This is a genomic window from Mycobacterium sp. IDUB_24 (genome assembly GCF_055419385.1).
On the sequence record NZ_JBVAXO010000001.1, the window covers coordinates 716,434 to 732,966 of the forward strand.

The 16,533-nt window shown below is 66.8% G+C and carries 16 protein-coding genes; 10 read left to right on the top strand and 6 right to left on the bottom strand.

The window, feature by feature from the left end:
* The first annotated feature begins 59 nt into the window (after positions 1-59).
* On the top strand, positions 60-701 hold the full coding sequence (locus ACZYZF_RS03560) for a cutinase family protein (RefSeq protein ID WP_463744155.1): 642 nt from the start codon (positions 60-62) through the stop codon (positions 699-701).
* On the opposite strand, the gene ACZYZF_RS03565 is transcribed toward ACZYZF_RS03560, so the two are convergent.
* Positions 652-1,509, bottom strand: coding sequence for an adenylate/guanylate cyclase domain-containing protein (locus ACZYZF_RS03565; protein ID WP_463744154.1), 858 nt, complete (start codon positions 1,507-1,509; stop codon positions 652-654). The two genes, ACZYZF_RS03560 and ACZYZF_RS03565, sit on opposite strands and share 50 nt — an antisense overlap.
* A gap of 94 nt (positions 1,510-1,603) precedes the next feature.
* On the opposite strand from ACZYZF_RS03565, the gene ACZYZF_RS03570 reads away from it, so the two are divergent.
* From ACZYZF_RS03570 to ACZYZF_RS03590, 5 genes are all read left to right on the top strand, one after another.
* Entirely contained in the window at positions 1,604-2,077 is a 474-nt protein-coding gene (locus ACZYZF_RS03570; RefSeq protein WP_463834545.1) for a carboxymuconolactone decarboxylase family protein, read from the top strand.
* Positions 2,078-2,138: 61 nt separating this feature from the next.
* The gene (locus ACZYZF_RS03575; protein WP_463743493.1) at positions 2,139-4,694 is read left to right on the top strand and encodes a DEAD/DEAH box helicase; all 2,556 of its coding nucleotides are present in this window, start codon (positions 2,139-2,141) and stop codon (positions 4,692-4,694) included.
* A 114-nt stretch (positions 4,695-4,808) separates the two neighbouring features.
* Positions 4,809-6,974 (top strand): RNA polymerase recycling motor ATPase HelR, encoded by a 2,166-nt coding sequence (gene helR / locus ACZYZF_RS03580; protein WP_463744153.1) that lies wholly within the window; start codon positions 4,809-4,811, stop codon positions 6,972-6,974.
* Positions 6,967-8,190, top strand: a complete 1,224-nt coding sequence (locus ACZYZF_RS03585) for an FAD-dependent oxidoreductase (RefSeq protein ID WP_463834546.1) — start codon at positions 6,967-6,969, stop codon at positions 8,188-8,190. The genes helR and ACZYZF_RS03585 overlap by 8 nt, the downstream gene beginning before the upstream one ends.
* A gap of 7 nt (positions 8,191-8,197) precedes the next feature.
* The gene (locus ACZYZF_RS03590) at positions 8,198-8,821 is read left to right on the top strand and encodes a TetR/AcrR family transcriptional regulator (RefSeq protein ID WP_463743491.1); all 624 of its coding nucleotides are present in this window, start codon (positions 8,198-8,200) and stop codon (positions 8,819-8,821) included.
* On the opposite strand, the gene ACZYZF_RS03595 is transcribed toward ACZYZF_RS03590, so the two are convergent.
* Positions 8,786-9,565: an SDR family NAD(P)-dependent oxidoreductase gene (locus ACZYZF_RS03595; RefSeq protein WP_463834547.1), complete on the bottom strand. Its 780-nt coding sequence runs from the start codon at positions 9,563-9,565 to the stop codon at positions 8,786-8,788. The genes ACZYZF_RS03590 and ACZYZF_RS03595 overlap by 36 nt on opposite strands.
* Positions 9,566-9,676: 111 nt before the next feature.
* Here ACZYZF_RS03595 and ACZYZF_RS03600 point away from each other — a divergent pair, with 111 nt between their 5' ends.
* Both ACZYZF_RS03600 and ACZYZF_RS03605 read left to right on the top strand, forming a co-directional pair.
* The gene (locus ACZYZF_RS03600; protein WP_463743489.1) at positions 9,677-10,597 is read left to right on the top strand and encodes a TIGR03619 family F420-dependent LLM class oxidoreductase; all 921 of its coding nucleotides are present in this window, start codon (positions 9,677-9,679) and stop codon (positions 10,595-10,597) included.
* A 40-nt stretch (positions 10,598-10,637) separates the two neighbouring features.
* The gene (locus ACZYZF_RS03605) at positions 10,638-10,991 is read left to right on the top strand and encodes a VOC family protein (RefSeq protein ID WP_463743488.1); all 354 of its coding nucleotides are present in this window, start codon (positions 10,638-10,640) and stop codon (positions 10,989-10,991) included.
* Here ACZYZF_RS03605 and ACZYZF_RS03610 read toward each other — a convergent pair.
* Positions 10,988-11,881: a LysR family transcriptional regulator gene (locus ACZYZF_RS03610; protein ID WP_463834548.1), complete on the bottom strand. Its 894-nt coding sequence runs from the start codon at positions 11,879-11,881 to the stop codon at positions 10,988-10,990. The two genes, ACZYZF_RS03605 and ACZYZF_RS03610, sit on opposite strands and share 4 nt — an antisense overlap.
* Positions 11,882-11,965: 84 nt before the next feature.
* On the opposite strand from ACZYZF_RS03610, the gene ACZYZF_RS03615 reads away from it, so the two are divergent.
* On the top strand, positions 11,966-13,030 hold the full coding sequence (locus tag ACZYZF_RS03615) for an alpha/beta fold hydrolase (RefSeq protein ID WP_463834550.1): 1,065 nt from the start codon (positions 11,966-11,968) through the stop codon (positions 13,028-13,030).
* A 9-nt stretch (positions 13,031-13,039) separates the two neighbouring features.
* Here the strand turns inward: ACZYZF_RS03615 and ACZYZF_RS03620 are convergent, their stop codons facing one another.
* Positions 13,040-13,507, bottom strand: coding sequence for a hypothetical protein (locus tag ACZYZF_RS03620; RefSeq protein ID WP_463834552.1), 468 nt, complete (start codon positions 13,505-13,507; stop codon positions 13,040-13,042).
* A 13-nt stretch (positions 13,508-13,520) separates the two neighbouring features.
* Positions 13,521-14,666 (bottom strand): glycoside hydrolase 5 family protein, encoded by a 1,146-nt coding sequence (locus ACZYZF_RS03625; RefSeq protein WP_463835128.1) that lies wholly within the window; start codon positions 14,664-14,666, stop codon positions 13,521-13,523.
* Between the two features lie 158 nt (positions 14,667-14,824).
* Between ACZYZF_RS03625 and ACZYZF_RS03630 the strand changes: the two genes are divergently transcribed.
* Positions 14,825-15,673, top strand: coding sequence for a class I SAM-dependent methyltransferase (locus ACZYZF_RS03630; protein WP_463835129.1), 849 nt, complete (start codon positions 14,825-14,827; stop codon positions 15,671-15,673).
* On the opposite strand, the gene ACZYZF_RS03635 is transcribed toward ACZYZF_RS03630, so the two are convergent.
* Positions 15,674-16,513: an SDR family oxidoreductase gene (locus ACZYZF_RS03635; protein ID WP_463834553.1), complete on the bottom strand. Its 840-nt coding sequence runs from the start codon at positions 16,511-16,513 to the stop codon at positions 15,674-15,676.
* Between the last annotated feature and the right edge of the window lie 20 nt (positions 16,514-16,533).

The window sequence follows — 16,533 nt, forward strand, 5'->3', positions numbered from 1 at the left end:
AACAGTGGTAGAAGTGACTGGTGGGTGTCAAGACTTCGGCCCTCGCGGGCATCGCAGCTGTGACTGCGGCCGCCGCGGTGGGCACGATCTCGACGCCAGTTGCTTCGGCCGCGCCGGACTGTCCTGACATTGAGGTCGTGTTCGCCCGCGGCACGGACGAGCCCGCCGGCATCGGCAACGTCGGCAAGGCGTTCGTCGACACGCTGCGTCCCATGGTCAAAGGTTCGACGATCGGCACCTACGCGGTGCAGTACCCCGCGTCGTGGGATTTCATGAAGGCCGCGGCCGGGGCCAGCGATATGAGCAAGCGCGTCCAGGCCACCGCGGCACGATGCCCCAAGACCAAGATCGTGATGGGCGGCTACTCGCAGGGCGCGGCTGTCGTCGACGTCGTGGCCACCTCGCCGATCGCCGGCCTCGGCTACACAGCCCCGTTGCCCGCCGCGGTTGTCCCGCGCGTCGCGTCGGTGGTGGTATTCGGCAACCCGTCAGCGCGGCTCGGCCAGCCGCTGACCCGGATGAGCCCGGACTTCGGCGCCAGGACCGCGGACCTGTGCAATACGAACGACCCCATCTGTTCGCTGGGCCGGGACTGGAATGCGCACGTCAGCTATCCGAAGTCAGGGCTGATCAAGCTGGCCGCGCAATGGGTCACGCGTCACGTCCAACCGCCGCCTCCAGCGCCGGCTGCTCGGCGCTGACAACCGGGTAGAGCCGATGGGTCCCGGGAAGACCCTTGAGTTCGACTTCGCGGGGCGCACCCAGCCGGACGTCATCGAGATGTTTGACCGCTTCTTCCACCGGCTCGCTGACCAGGATCTCGCCGCCGTCGGCCTGACCGGCAACCCGGGCGGCCATCGCGACATCGAGCCCGAACAAGTCGTCGCCGCGGCGCACCGACGTACCCATGTGCACGCCGATCCGCACCCTGATCGCCTGCCACCGCTGTGGGCTCTCGGCCAGCGCACGCTGCACATCCGTGGCGAACCGCACGGCATTCTCCGGGTCGGCGAACGCGATCATGAACCCGTCACCCTGGGTCTTGACCACGTGGCCACCGTGTTTGTCGACCCGCGCTTGCACCAGCTTGTTGTGCTTCTCCAGCAGCTTCACCCAGGCCCGGTCACCCATCGCCGCGTTGTACTCGGTCGAGCCTTCGATGTCGGAGAACACGATGACCACCCGCCCATCGGCGGTGAGCCGGGCGAGGTCCGGGCGCTCCACTTGAGCCCATCCGGCCAGATCCTCGATGGAGTTGCGCACGGTAGCGCCCAGCCCCTTGTTGATCAGCATGTCCGCGGTCTGAAACACCGTCTTGATCGCAAAGGGCGCCACACCGCGACGGCGCCTGCGCCGGCGGTCCTCATCCTCTGACCGCATGCGCTCGATCTCACGCCGAGCATTCGTCAGCTGCCGCCGGCTCACGATGAACAACACCAGGAACGTGACGAACGCCGCGAACAGCACGACGACAACGACCAGCAGAACAACCTCGACAGTGGACGGCATCGGCACCCGATGATTATCGCCGCATGTCACATTCCGTCGAGCCGCGGTGTCTTGAGTGGGTAGACACCATAGATCGATCGATTAGGAGTGCACCATGGATGCTCGTTTGAACCTCTTCGAGAACCCGACCGCCGCCAAGATGCTCAAGTACGTCACCTCGGCAGGCAAGGTGATCACGGACTCGGCGCTCCCCGAGGCAACTCAGCAACTGGTGGCGCTACGCGCCAGCCAGATCAATGGCTGCGCATTCTGCACCGACATGCACACCAAGGACGCCGTGCTCGCCGGGGAGACCCAGCAGCGCCTCCACCTGGTCGCGGCATGGCGGGAGGCGACCGTGTTCACCGAAGCCGAACGCGCGGCCCTCGAGCTGACCGAACAGGGCACCCGCATCGCCGATGCGGCGGGCGGGGTCAGCGACGAGGTGTGGGCGAATGCGGTCAAACACTACGACGAGAACCAACTGGTCGCGCTCGTCTGCCTGATCGCCTTCATGAACACCGTCAACCGCCTGAACGTGATCGTGCAGCAGCCGGCCGGCGACTACCAGCCCGGCCAGTTCGGATAGCGGCGGTCTCGCCTGCCTGCGCGATCGGCGGTGCAGGCCAACTGGCACGCTGGTCATCAATATGACCACTCCCCTGCTCGACGATCCGGGCGACCTGTCGGCGCTGCGCGCCAAGGGCGAGGATGCCGACACCCTGTTCACCGACTTCGCCGGCTGGGCCGAGGCCAACGGCACTGCGCTGTACCCGGCGCAGGAGGAGGCGCTGATCGAACTGGTCAGCGGGGCGAACGTGATCCTGGCGACGCCGACCGGATCGGGCAAGTCCCTGGTGGCCACCGGGGCGATCTATGCGGCGCTCGCCGCGGACCGGGTCAGTTTCTACACCGCGCCGATCAAGGCGCTGGTCAGTGAGAAGTTCTTCGCGCTGTGCGACGTGTTCGGGGCCGACAACGTCGGCATGCTCACGGGGGACGCGTCGGTCAACGCCGACGCGCCGATCATCGCCTGCACCGCCGAGATCCTGGCCAATCTCGCGCTGCGCGAGGGCGCCGATGCTGACATCGGTCTGGTGGTGATGGACGAGTTCCACTTCTACGGCGACCCGGATCGCGGCTGGGCGTGGCAGGTGCCGCTGCTCGAGCTTCCCAAGGCCCAGTTCCTGCTGATGTCGGCGACGCTGGGTGACGTCGAATTCCTGCGCAAGGACCTGACCCGGCGCACCGGGCGGGAGACGGCACTGGTGGCCGGTGCCGAACGGCCGGTGCCGCTGTTCTACTCGTACGCCACCACAGCGATGCACGAGACCATCGCCGACCTGCTCGACACCAAACAGGCGCCGATCTACGTCGTGCACTTCACCCAGGCTTCGGCGCTGGAGCGGGCTCAGGCGCTGATGAGCGTCAACGTCAGCACCAAAGAGGAGAAGGCCGCGATCGCCGAACACATTGGCCAGTTCCGTTTTTCCACGACATTCGGGACCACTTTGTCGCGGCTGGTGCGGCACGGCATCGGCGTCCACCACGCCGGCATGCTGCCCAAGTACCGCCGGCTGGTGGAACAGCTGGCCCAGGCCGGACTGCTCAAGGTGATCTGCGGTACCGACACTCTCGGCGTCGGCATCAACGTGCCGATCCGCACGGTCGTGTTCTCGGCGTTGTCCAAATACGACGGCACCCGGATGCGGTTGCTCAACGCCCGCGAATTCCACCAGATCGCCGGGCGGGCCGGACGCGCCGGATACGACACCGCGGGCACCGTCGTCGTACAGGCGCCCGACCACGAGGTGGAGAACCTCAAACAGTTCGCCAAGGTCGCCGACGACCCGAAGAAGCGTCGAAAGCTGGTACGGCGCAAGGCCCCTGAGGGAATGGTGCCGTGGGGTGAGGCCACCATGAACCGGCTGATCGACGCCGCCCCCGAAGCCTTGACCAGCAATATGCGGGTATCGACAGCGATGATCCTCGATGTCGTCGACCGCCCCGGCGACCCGTTCGCCGCGATGCGTCGCCTGCTCACCGACAATCACGAACCACGCAAACGTCAACTTCGGCACATCCGGGAGGCGGTCGGCATCGCCCGCTCGCTCCTGCAGGCCGGCGTGGTGGAGCGACTTCCCGAGCCGGAGCCGGACGGGAGGCGCTACCGGCTCACCGTCGACCTGCCACCGGATTTCGCGCTCAACCAACCACTGTCCACCTTCGCACTCGCCGCCGTCGAGGTACTCGATCCCGAACCAGAAGATCCGGCAAGCTATGCCTTGAATGTCATTTCGGTGATCGAGGCCACCCTGGAGGATCCCCGCCAGATCCTGGCCGCCCAGCTGAACAAGGCCAGGGGCGAGGCGGTGGCGGCGATGAAGGCCGAAGGCATCGAATACGACGAACGCATCGAACTACTCGACGAGGTCACCTATCCGAAGCCGCTGGCCGAACTGCTGGAACACACCTACGAGGTGTACCGGCAGACCAATCCGTGGGCGGCCGACGGGCATCTGTCCCCCAAGTCGGTGGTGCGCGAGATGTGGGAGCGCGCCATGACCTTCCGCGAGTACATCAGCGTCTATTCGTTGACCCGCTCCGAAGGGGCCGTGCTGCGCTACCTGTCCGATGCCTTCAAGGCGCTGCGCTCAGGAGTACCGGCGGCCGCCCGCACCGAAGCGCTGGCCGACATCGTCGAGTGGCTCGGCGAATTGGTGCGCCAGGTGGATTCCAGTCTGCTCGACGAGTGGGAGCAGCTGACGAGTCCGGACCAAGAGTCCGGCGCACCCGTCCAAGAAATCCGAGCCGTGCCCGCCCGGCCGCGGCCGTTGACAGGCAACGAACGGGCGTTCACCGCGATGGTGCGCAATGCGTTGTTCCGGCGGGTGGAGTTGTTCGCCCGCTCCCGCTGGGACGAGCTCGGCGCACTGGACGCGTCATCCGGGTGGACAGCGCAGCGCTGGGCCGAAATCGGCGAGGAGTACTTCGACGAACACGCGCAGGTGGGCACCGGCGCCGACGCGCGGGGCCCGGCGTTGCTGATCTTCGACCGGCAGCCGCAGGTGTGGCGTGTGCGACAGATCCTCGAAGATCCCGCAGGAGATCACGATTGGGGCTTCGACGTGGAAGTGGACCTGGCCGCCAGCGACGAGGAGGGTGCCGCGGTGCTGCGTATCGTGGATGCAGGCCGGATGGGGTGAGCGCTTGCTGACCCTGATTTTATCGCGACCCCGGGGCCTTGCGGCAAGGCCCCGGTGATGGCGCACAATCGCTGGCCGGACCAACCACGGATAAGCGAGGGAACTGTGGTGAACCTGCCACTCGACCAGCACGACATCGAAGTACAGACCGAACAGAGCTACATCGACGGGCTTTACACCCGCCTGGACGCCGAGCGCATCCGGGTGCGTGACCGCTACCGCACTGCCCTGCGCGAGCACGGCGGCTCTGCGGTGGAACGCGACGCCGAGGTGCGGGCGCTGGCCAAGGAGGCCGCCCGGCTCGACGTGGCCGACAACGGTCTGTGCTTCGGACGGCTGGAAACCGTTGCCGGAGAACATCTCTACGTCGGCCGCCTAGGCATCTTCGACCGTGAGGACGACTACGAGCCGCTGCTGCTGGACTGGCGGGCCCCGTTGGCCCGGCCGTTCTACACCGCAACGGGCGCCCACCCGGAGAACATGCGCCGGCGCCGCCAGTTCCGCACGCTGGGCCGCCGCCTGCTCGATTTCACCGACGAGGTGCTGGGCCGGCCCGCCGAGGGCGACGAAGGTGATGCGGCGCTGCTGGCCGCGGTGAACGCGCCGCGCGGTGAGGGCATGCGCGACATCGTCGCGACGATCCAGGCCGAACAGGACGAGGTCATCCGCAACGAGCACACCGGCGTGCTGGTGGTCGAGGGCGGCCCGGGCACCGGCAAGACCGTTGTGGCGCTGCACCGAGTGGCCTACCTGCTGTACACCCACCGGGAACGGATCGAGCGTCACGGTGTTCTCGTGGTCGGACCAAATGAGGCGTTCCTGCATCACATCGGCCGGGTGCTGCCCTCGTTGGGCGAGTCCGATGCGGTGTTCATGACGCCCGGTGACCTGGTGCACGGTCTGCAGGTCACCGCCGAGGATGCACCCGAGGTGGCTGCGATCAAGGGCGCGCTCACGATCCTCGACGTGCTGGCCGCCGCGGTGGCCGGCCGCCAGGAGGTCCCCGACGAGCCGATCCTGATCGAGCTCCCCGACGTCACCGTGCGCATCGACGCCGAAACCGCACAGTGGGCCATAGAGGAGGCCCGCGAAACCGGGCTGCCGCACAACGAGGCCCGTGCGACGTTCCGCGACATCGTCACCTATGTCCTCACCGAACGCGCGGTCGCGCGTATCGGCAAGGGGTGGTTGAGCCGTCAGGACAAGGCGGCGTGGGAGGAACTGCGGGCCAGTGTGGTCAGCGAACTCGACGACAACGCCGCCTTCGCGGCCGCGCTCGACCGGCTGTGGCCGATCCTGACCCCGGAGACCTTGCTGGCCCCGCTGTATTCGTCGACCGAACGGTTGTCCGCAGCCGGTGCCGACCCTCGGTTGTTCCGCACCGACGGCAGCGCCTGGACCGTATCCGACATACCCCTGCTCGACGAGCTGGTCGACTTGCTGGGCCGGGACAAGGCGGCCGACGAAGCCGCGGAACGCGAACGGCGCGAGGAAGCCGCCTACGCCGCGGGTGTGCTCGACCTGATGATCGCCCGCGAGGATCTGATGGACGACGAGGATCACCTGCTGGCCAGCGACCTGATCGACGCCGAGGACCTGGCCGACCGGTTCGTCGAGCGCGACACCCGGGAACTCGCCGAACGCGCTGCGGCCGACCGGGATTGGACCTACGGTCATGTTGTGGTCGACGAAGCCCAGGAATTGTCCGAGATGGACTGGCGGGTGTTGATGCGTCGTTGCCCACGCCGGTCCTTCACGGTGGTCGGGGATCTGGCCCAACGCCGCTCGGCTGCCGGGGCCCGGTCCTGGGACGCGATGCTCGAACCGTATGTGCCGGGCCGGTGGATCTACCGGACCCTGTCGGTCAACTACCGGACCCCAGCCGAGATCATGGCGGTGGCCGGGGCGCTGTTGGCCGAGTTCGCGCCCGGGGTCCAAGCACCGGAGTCCGTCCGGTCCTGCGGGGTGCAGCCCTGGTCGCGCCAACTTACCGTCAACGAAATTCCCTCGGCTGTCGAGGAATTCGTGCGGGAGGAAGCCGCCCGGGAAGGCACCAGCGTGGTGATCGGTCCGCCCGAGGTACCCGGCGCGGTGGCTCCGTCGGAAACCAAGGGGCTGGAGTTCGACGCCGTGCTCGTGGTGGAACCCGCACGCATCCTGGCCGACGGCGACCGCGGCGCCGCCGAGTTGTATGTCGCCCTCACCCGCGCGACGCAGCGCCTCGGCGTGCTGCACACCGAACCGCTACCCGACGCGTTGAACGGACTCGCACATGTCTGACGCTCCCGGCCCAGAAGCGACAGACTGCGCGATCGTGGGCGGCGGGCCCGCCGGGATGATGCTCGGACTGATCCTGGCCCGGTGCGGGGTGGCGGTCACCGTCATGGAGAAGCACGCAGACTTCCTGCGCGATTTCCGTGGGGACACCGTGCATCCGAGCACCATGCGCATGCTCGACGAGCTGGGACTCTTCGGCGAGTTCGACAAGCTCGGCTACAGCAAGGTGGAGAAGGCCGAGTTCGGTGTCGACGGTGACCCGGTGACGCTCATCGACTTCCGTCGGCTGCGCCAACCGCACCCTTACGTGGCGATGGTGCCGCAGTGGGACTTCCTCGACCTGCTGGCCGATGCGGGCCGCAGCGAACCCAACTTCACCCTGCGGATGCGGACCGAGGTGATCGGGCTGCTGCGCGACGGTGACCGCATCGTCGGGGTGCGCTACACCGGGCCCGACGGGGACGGTGAACTGCGTGCCGATCTCACCGTCGCCTGCGACGGACGCACATCGCTGGTCCGGCGGGAAGCCGGGCTGAGCACCCGGGACTATCCGGTGCCCTTCGACGTGTGGTGGTTCCGCTTGCCGCGCACCGAGGATGGCCAGTACTCGCTGATCCCGCGCACCGCACCCGGCCGGGCGTTGATCATGATTCCCCGCTCCGGCTACTTCCAGGTGGCCTACCTGATCCCGAAGGGCAGCGACGCGGGGCTGCGGGCCCGCGGCCTCGACGCCTTCCGGGCCGAGCTCGCCGAGCTGATCCCCGAAGCCGATACGGCCACGCTCGCCTCCTGGGACGACGTCAAGTGTCTCGACGTTCAACTCAACCGGCTGGAGCGGTGGCACCGCGACGGCCTGCTGTGTATCGGCGATGCCGCGCATGCCATGTCGCCCGTGGGCGGGGTCGGAATCAACGTCGCGATCCAGGATGCCGCGGCCGCCGCACGCCTGCTGTACCAGCCGCTTCGCGAGCATCGGGTCAGCGAATCCGACCTGGCCGCCGTCCAGCGTCAACGCAGCCTGCCGACCACGCTCACCCAGGGCTTCCAACGCATCCTGCATCGTCAGGTGCTGGCGCCGGTGATGGCAGGCGCCGAGATCGCCCCACCGGGCGCGCTGCTGAACATCGTCCGCAAGTTCCCCCAACTCACCGCGATTCCGGCGTACCTGGTCGGCACCGGAGTACGGCCCGAGCACGTCGCCGCGCCGGCCCGCCGATAGGTACAGCGTGGCGGGCAAACAGAACCCCGAACAGCGGCGACGCGAATTGTGCGACGCGGCAATCAGTCTGCTGGCCCGCGAGGGCATCAAGGGCGTCACGCACCTCAAGGTCGACCGCAAGGCGGGGGTCGCCGAGGGGACCACGTCGTTCTACTTTCGCACCAGCGCGGCATTGGTACGGGCGACGGCCAACCGCATCGCCGATCTCGACCTGGCCGATCTCACCGCGGCCACCGGCTCGGGTACCCATGGCGACGTGCGCGGCCTGGCCCGGCTGGTGATCCGATCGGGTACCGGGGCGCGCCTGGTCCGCAGCAAGGCCCGCTACGAGCTGGTCATGCCCTCGAGCCGCGATGCCGGTCTGGCCGAAGCGTTCAGCCACAATCAGCAGCGGTTCTTCGAACTGCACCGCAACGTGGTGGCGGGTCTCTGCCGGGCCGATACCGATCCGGCATTGATCGACGAAAAGGCTTATGTACTACTGACTTTCATCAGCGGCCTGATGCTGGCCCTCGCCCGCGGCGACCGCACCATCAACTCCGACGAGGAACTCCACGCCATCATCACCGCGATCGTCGCCGCGGCCCCGGCCACCTCACATCGCGAAGGAGTAGCCGCCGTTGACCGGTAGCGTCTGGCCGGTGATCCACGAGCCGTGGTCACTGGCCAGCAGCACCGCCAGGTAGGCGACATCCTCGGGCATGCCGGGCCTGCGGATCGGGTAGCGCGACAGGATCGCCTTGGCCTGCGGGGAGTCGCCCATCTCGGCCCACAACGGTTCCGTGAGCGGTGTGCGCATGGTGCCCAGCGCGATGTTGTTGGCGGTGATGCCGTGGCGGCCGTTCTCCAGCGCGATCGACCGCGTCAGGCCCGCGGCACCGGCCTTGGCCGCCGCATAGACCGCGCCGCTGGCGTCCCCGGTCCGGCCGGCGTCCGAGACGATCGTGACGACCCGGCCCCACTTCCCCTCCACCATCGTCGGCAGCACCGCACGCGTGCAATGCAGCACGCCGTACAGATTCACCTGCAGGAAGGGGTTCCAGTCTCCGGGTGACGTTTCGGCGAACGGCATCCGGGCGGCAAATCCCTCGGCTCCGGCATTCCCGGCATTGTTCACCAGGATGTCGACGGGCCCGGCCTTTTCGATCGACTGCGTGACGGCGTCGTAGTCGGTGACGTCGAACGGTACGGCCACCGCATCGCCTCCCGCCTCACGCAACGAAGCGGCGGTTTCCTCGGCGCGGTCCGGGCGGAGGTCGTTGACCAATACCGTGGCCCCGGCCGCGATGAACGCCTCGGCCAGACCCCGGCCGACACCCTGGCCGGCACCGGTGATCAACACCCGCCGGTGCGACAGATCGAATTGCAATGTCATCGTCGGCGAGCTCTCCTGTGGTTCGGCTTGATTCCCGACAACCTACCGCACAGAGTCTCTATATATGTAGAGTTCTGTACGCTGACGCATCCAAGACGGAACGGAGCCCGGGTGAAATTCATCTTCAACCTGCCCCACATGCTGCGACTCAAAGCGACGATGCAGCCGTGGGAAGCCGAAGTCACCGGCGCCGATCAGACCCGGATGGCGAAGCGGGCCGACGAGCTGGGCTACGACATGATCGCCGTGCCCGAGCATTTCGCCATCCCGCGTGAACACGTCGAGTTGTCCGGGCCGCACTATCTGCAGTCCACCGTCGCACAGGCCTACCTTGCGGGAGCCACCTCACGGATACGGCTCAACTCCTGCATCACGGTGCTGCCGCTCCAGCATCCGCTCATCCTCGCCAAGTCACTGGCCACGGCCGACTGGATGAGCAGTGGGCGGATGATGGTCACATTCGGAGTCGGTTGGCTGCAACGGGAATTCGAGCTACTCGGCGTTCCCTTTCACGAACGGGGACGGATTGCCGACGAGTACCTGGCGGCCATCATCGAGCTCTGGACCAGTGAGAACCCGCGGTTCGACGGCCAGTACGTGTCCTTCGACAACATCGCCGTCGAACCCAAACCGATTCAGAAACCGCACCTTCCGGTGTGGATCGGCGGGGATGCGGACGGGGCGCTCCGACGCGCGGCGAAGTATGCCACCGGGTGGTGGTCGTTTCTCACCCCTCCGGAAAAGCTGGCCGAGCGGATCGCGTTCATCAAGTCGCAGCCGGAATACGGCGAACGTGACTTCGATGTCGTGCACGGCATGGCGACCAGACGGGTCGGCGAGGCGCATGCCGTGCGTGAGGATCCCGATGCCCGGTCCGGCATGAGCGCCCAGGAAATCGTCGACCGGTTGTGTTGGCTGGCGGAGCAAGGCGTCACCGTCAGCGCCGTGCCGCTGCCCGCCGTCAGCGGTGTCGCCGAATATCTCGACTATGCCCAGTGGGTGATCGAGGAGATCAGACCGAAGGTGCCCTGATACCCCTAACCTGAAAGCGTTCAGCCATAGGAGGTAACTCATGAGCGACCACGACGTGCGGATGATCATTCTGTCGACCGACGATCTGGATGAGTCGATCCGGTTCTACAGCGAGACCTTGGGAATGGCGCTGAAGTTCCGCGACGGCGCCCACTTCGCCGCCCTCGACGGTGGATCCCTCACTCTGGCCCTGGCCACCGCGGTGGACCACCCGATCCCCGGGCAGGTGGTCGTCGGGATCAAGACCGCCGACGTGGACGGTGCCGCCAAGGCCATCGAGGCCAGTGGCGGCGGAATCATCAAGCACCCGTATGACGATGCCCACGAGCGCCGAGCCGTGGTCTACGACAACAAGGGCAACGGCCTGGTGTTCTACAGCCCGCTGGCCCGCTAGCGCGCCGAAGCCGCTGCGGCGAGCAGAGTTTCGGCCAGCCGCGCCGCAGCCGGTGTCATCCGGACCGCCGGCGGTGCGGCGAGATAGACCTGCCACAGCACCGGGTCGCGCAACGCAACAGCCCGCAGATCACCGAAGCGCCGCGCCTCGGACGCCGGCATGAAGGACGTGCCCAGACCGTTGCCGACGAGTTCGGCGATCGCGGCGAATCCGGCCGGGACCTCGTACTGTGTCTGCGGTTGCACACCGGCGCGGTGGAACGCCTCGTCCATCAGGCGCCGGAGCCCGAATTCGGGTGGGAATCCGACGAGGTCCTCGCCGGCCAGATCACCCAGATCGAGGCGACGACGGCGCGCCAAGCCATGGTCGTCACGGCACACGAACACCATCGGCTCCTCGAACAGCAGCTTCATGTCCAGCTGTGCCGGGAACCGGTTGGGCAGCGATACCAGGGCCAGATCCAGCGAGCCCTCCAGCAGAGCCGCCAGGTAGGCCGACGCGCCCGATTGGCTCAACCGCAACCGCAGCCGCACGAACGGGTGGGCCCGGTGAAAATCGCCGAGCGCACCGGCGACATTGACCGGCCCATACGAGATCAGCGAACCGAATTCGACTGTGCCCATGAGAGCCCCGCGGAACTGACCGGCAGATTCGGTGGCCGCACGAGCTGCGTGCAACACCTCATAGGCGTGGGGCCGGAACGACTCCCCCGCGGCGGTGAGGCTGATCCGTTGCCGCGACCGGTCGAACAATTCCACGCCGAGTTCGCGCTCCAGCTTCGCGATCGACGTCGACAGTGCCGACTGCACGACATGCGCGCGTTCGGCGGCGCGGGTGAAGCTCAGCTCGCCGGCCACTGCGATGAAGTGTTCGATCTGTCGTAACTCCACCGTGTCATCCTATCTATGTTGTCGATGGGGCTGATCAGATCCAATCGTTGGACTTGATGGACGAACGACGGTGGAATGGACGGTATGAGCCGGCGACAAGGAGCAGCAACGGTGAACGGTTTGAGCAGAAGGAATTTCGGCTTCCTCACGGCGGCCGCCGCCGGGGCGGCGACACTGGCGGCCTGCGGCACACCCGCCACTCCGGCACCGTCGTCGGGATCGCCGGCCGGGATCCCCGCGAAACCGACGCACACCCTGAACCCGGTGAAACAGATCGACGCAGGCGATCTCAACGTCGGATATACCGAAGCCGGGCCGGCCGACGGGCCTCCGGTGATCCTGCTGCACGGCTGGCCCTACGACATCCACAGCTACGCCGACGCCTCGGCGCTGCTCGCCGAGAAGGGCTTCCGCGTCATCGTGCCCTACCTGCGCGGGTTCGGCTCGACCACGTTCCGCTCCGCCGGCACCGTGCGCAACGGCCAGCAGGCGGCGTTGGCCCAGGACGTCATCGCGCTGATGGACGCGCTCGACATCCCCGACGCCGTGCTCGGCGGATACGACTGGGGTGGGCGCACCGCCAACAACGTTGCCGCACTCTGGCCGCAACGCTGTGCAGGACTGGTCGCAGTGAGCGGCTACATCACCGTCAACCTGGCCGCCAACCTCAAGCCGCTGGCGCCGGAGGCCGAATTGGGTTGGTGGTACCAGTACTACTTCGCCACCCCGCGCGGTGAACTCGGCTACCGCCAGAACACCCGAGAGTTCAACCGGCTGATCTGGACCAAGGCCTCACCGCTGTGGCACTTCGACGATTCCACCTACGAGCTGTCCGCTGCAGCGTTCGACAATCCCGACCATGTCGACATCGTGGTGCACAACTACCGTTGGCGGCTCAGCCTGGCTCCCGGCGAAGCCCGCTACGACGCCGAGGAAGCACGGCTGGCCGGAAAGCCGCCCGTCACCGTGCCGACCATCACGATCGGCTCCGACTTCGACGGTGCGGCCAAGGACGGGTCCGGGTACCGCGCGCTCTACACCGGGCCCTACGAACACCGCGTCCTGGACGGCATCGGGCACAACGTGCCCCAGGAAGCACCGGAACATTTCGTCGCCGCCATCGCTGATGTCAGCCGCATGGGCCGCTGAGGTCACCGCTCAGGTGGTAAATATCGACAGATGCACGTACACCTCATCGGGCGACCGCTCGTCGACGATGATGTCGCGGTACACCGTCCGCCCGGCCTTGGTGGTGACCCGATCCTGGGCATACAGCGGATTCGGCGCATCGGACAACTGCGGTCCGGCGATCACCGGTGTGGTGCGGGGAATCTCCGAGGCCTGGGGCTGTTCTTTGAACTGCGACAACAACTCCCGTAACTGTGCGGCGTTCATCCGCAACGCCAACCGGTAGCGGGTGTCGATGCCCGAGTCTGAATCTGTGTCCAACACCTCGGCTCCCCCGGGCAGAGCGACGTCGCCGAACTCGGCGGCCTTCGCCGCGGAGACCTGATCTCCCGACGACCTGTCCCCGGGGGACGTGGCGTCCGGTGTCGAGCATGCGGTGAACAGCAACGCCAGGGAGAACAACCACAGTGCCAGCGCGGTGCGCTTCTCACCCGTCATGACAATCCCGTCGTCAGGGGTACGGCCGTCCGGTCAGCTTCCGGATCGTGCGGACCTCACCGTCGCGGTAGGGCCGACCATCAGCATGGAACAAGTCATGGAACCACAGCGGCGGCGGTGTTCGGTACGGGCGGTCCCAGGAGTCCCAGGGCAGGTAGGTCTGCGTCTTACCCGCCACCAGACCCCAGTTGTAGGCGCCGACGTTGAGTCGTTTGGCGATGGGCAGCACACCCTCGATGGTGCTGCCCTCGCCTCGCGCCAGATATTCGGTGCACATGATCGGACGGCCCATCGGTGCCAGCTCACCGATCCGGGCCTCGAAACCGGCCGGTTCGTCGTAGCTGTGGAAGGTCAGCACATCGGAGAGGTCGAGCTGGAGTGTCGCCATCCGACTACGCGCCAACGGGTCAGCCCACGGGCCGTCCCACACACCGCTGGTCAACGGTTGTACGGGATTGACCGACCGGGCCCAGCCGAAGACCTGCGGCAGCAGCTCTTCGATCAGGGCGACCTTGTCCTGCCGTTCCACGTCACGGTAGGTCGCCGACGGATTGTCCGGCTCATTCCACAGGTCCCACCCCAGCACCCGCTCGTCACGACGGAACTGGCTGATCACGCCGACGACATACTCACGCAACGTTCGCCGGTACCGGTGATCGTCCAGGTTCTGCGCACCCGGACCCTGCACCCACACCGAGTTGTGTATCCCGGGCCGTGGCCGCCGCTGGCGCCCCAACCGGGGAAACGGATCCCAGCAGGAGTCGAACAGCACGAACAGCGGTTTGATGCCGTGGCTGGCGGAAAGAGCAACGAATTGGGCCAGCCGACTCTGAAAGCCGATGCGGTCCTGGGCCCACAGCTGGTCGTGCAGGAAGACGCGCACAGTGTTGAACCCGGCCAACCGGGCGATGCGTAACTCGCTGTCGATCCGCTGCAGGTCATAGGTTTCGGGCTGGAACATCTCCAGCTGATTGCCCGCGTTCGACGGAATGAAGTTGGCGCCGACCAGCCAACCCTGCTCGGCGTACCAGCGGTGCGCCCGCTCAGGTGACCAGCGGGCCCCGTGGCCGTCGATCTGCGCATCGGCCCGCGGCGCCCTGGCCACCGACAGACCCGCGGTGATCAGCAGCGACAGCTTGAACGCGGCACGACGGCCCATACTGGCGCCGTCGTCTTTTCCGTTGACCTGCTTGAACTTACGAATCAAATGGCATCTCCTGTGTAAAACGCGTGGCGCTCGACGGGTACCCACCACAAGCGATCCCAACTCCACGATGAGTTGTCGACTCCGCATCCGCCGGTACCGTTGCACTGGTGATGCACGCGGACGACGAGAAGGTCCCCAAGCGGGTCGGGGTCAGCACCCTGACCGGCGTTTCGGAAACCGCACTGCTGACCCTGAACGGCCGGGCTGCTCAGGCCCGCCATCCCCACCCCATCATCGATGATGCCATGGCCGTCCAATTGGCCGATTCCATCGACTGTGACTTCGACAAGTTCGGCCGCCGGACCGGCCAGGAGATGGCCTTACGCTCGCTGGCCTTCGACAAGGCTGCCCTGCAGTACCTGAGCAAACACCCGTCCGCCACGGTGGTCGCGTTGGCCGAAGGTCTGCAAACCAGTTTCTGGCGACTCGACGCCGCGCTGCCCGGCGCCCGGTTCCGTTGGCTGACCGTAGATTTCCCGCCGATCGTCGAACTGCGCGGGCAGCTTCTGCCCACCTCCGACCGGATCGCCGCCCGGGCCCAGTCAGCGCTGGACTACAGCTGGATGGACGGGGTGGACGCCTCCGACGGTGTCTTCATCACCGCGGAAGGCCTCTTGATGTACCTGCAGCCCGAGGAGGCAGTGGGCCTGATCACCGAGTGCGCGAAGCGTTTTCCCGGGGGCCAGATGATCTTCGATCTGCCGCCTGTACTGGTGAAGAAGTTCGCGCCCAAGGGCATGCGGTCTTCACGGCACTACCGCGTGCCGCCGATGCCGTTCAGCATGTCACCGGCCGAACTGGCGAACCTGGCCCACACGGTGCCCGGTATCAAAGCCGTGCATGATCTGCCGATGCCCAGCGGACGCGGGTGGTTCTTCCGCACCGCATTCCCGGCGTTCTGGCAGTTCCGGCCCACCAAGCAGTTCCGCGGCGCCTACACGCTGCTGGAGTTCGGCTGACTAACCGCCTGCGGCGGCCAGCCGGGCCCGCTCCCGCATCGAGGCGACGACGCCGCCATCGTTGAGGATGTCCGTGCCGGTGAGGTAACCCGCCCGATCGCTGGCGCAGTAGGCCAGGAGATCGGCCATCTCTTCGGCCTTGCCCCATCGCGGAACGGCGGCATCGGCCACCATCGCGCCCGCGCCGGCCTGTTCCTCCAACCGGCCCATCTCGGTGTCTACGGAGCCCGGGGAAATCGAAACGATCCGGATGCCGCGGGCGTTGAACCGCTCAGCCTGTGACGAGCTGTACCACTTCACGAAGGCCTTGCTGATCGCATAGGAAAATCCTGAGCGCATGTCTTGGGGAGCCATGCTGCACGCGGCCAGCATTTCGGTGAGGAACCGGTCCTGGTCCTGCAGCGCCAGCGGAAACTGCTGCACCGGGATGACCTCCTCGGGCAGCAGGTGCGCCGCCATAGATGCCACGTTGACGATCGCCGCGCCTTCGGCCGCGGTGGCGAAAAACGCCTCGTTCACCTGCAATGTGCCCAGAGCGTTGGTCCTCATCACGTAATCGGCATCGCCCATGCTGGGACTGACCCCGGCCGTATGGATGACCGCGCTGACGGTGCCCAGGCCGGCCGCGGTCTCCAACAACCGGTCGACCGCGGCCCGGTCGGTGACATCGGCGTTGACGATTCTGGCGGCGATCCCCACGTCCCCGAGGGCGGTGGCTGCGTCGTCAAGGCGCTCCTGCCGGACATCGCACAACACCACTGTCTGTTCCCTACCGACGACCTTGGCCGTAGCCAGTCCCATGCCGCCCGCGCCGCCTGTGATCACCGTCACCCGTGTCATGGCTAGCACGGTATACGACC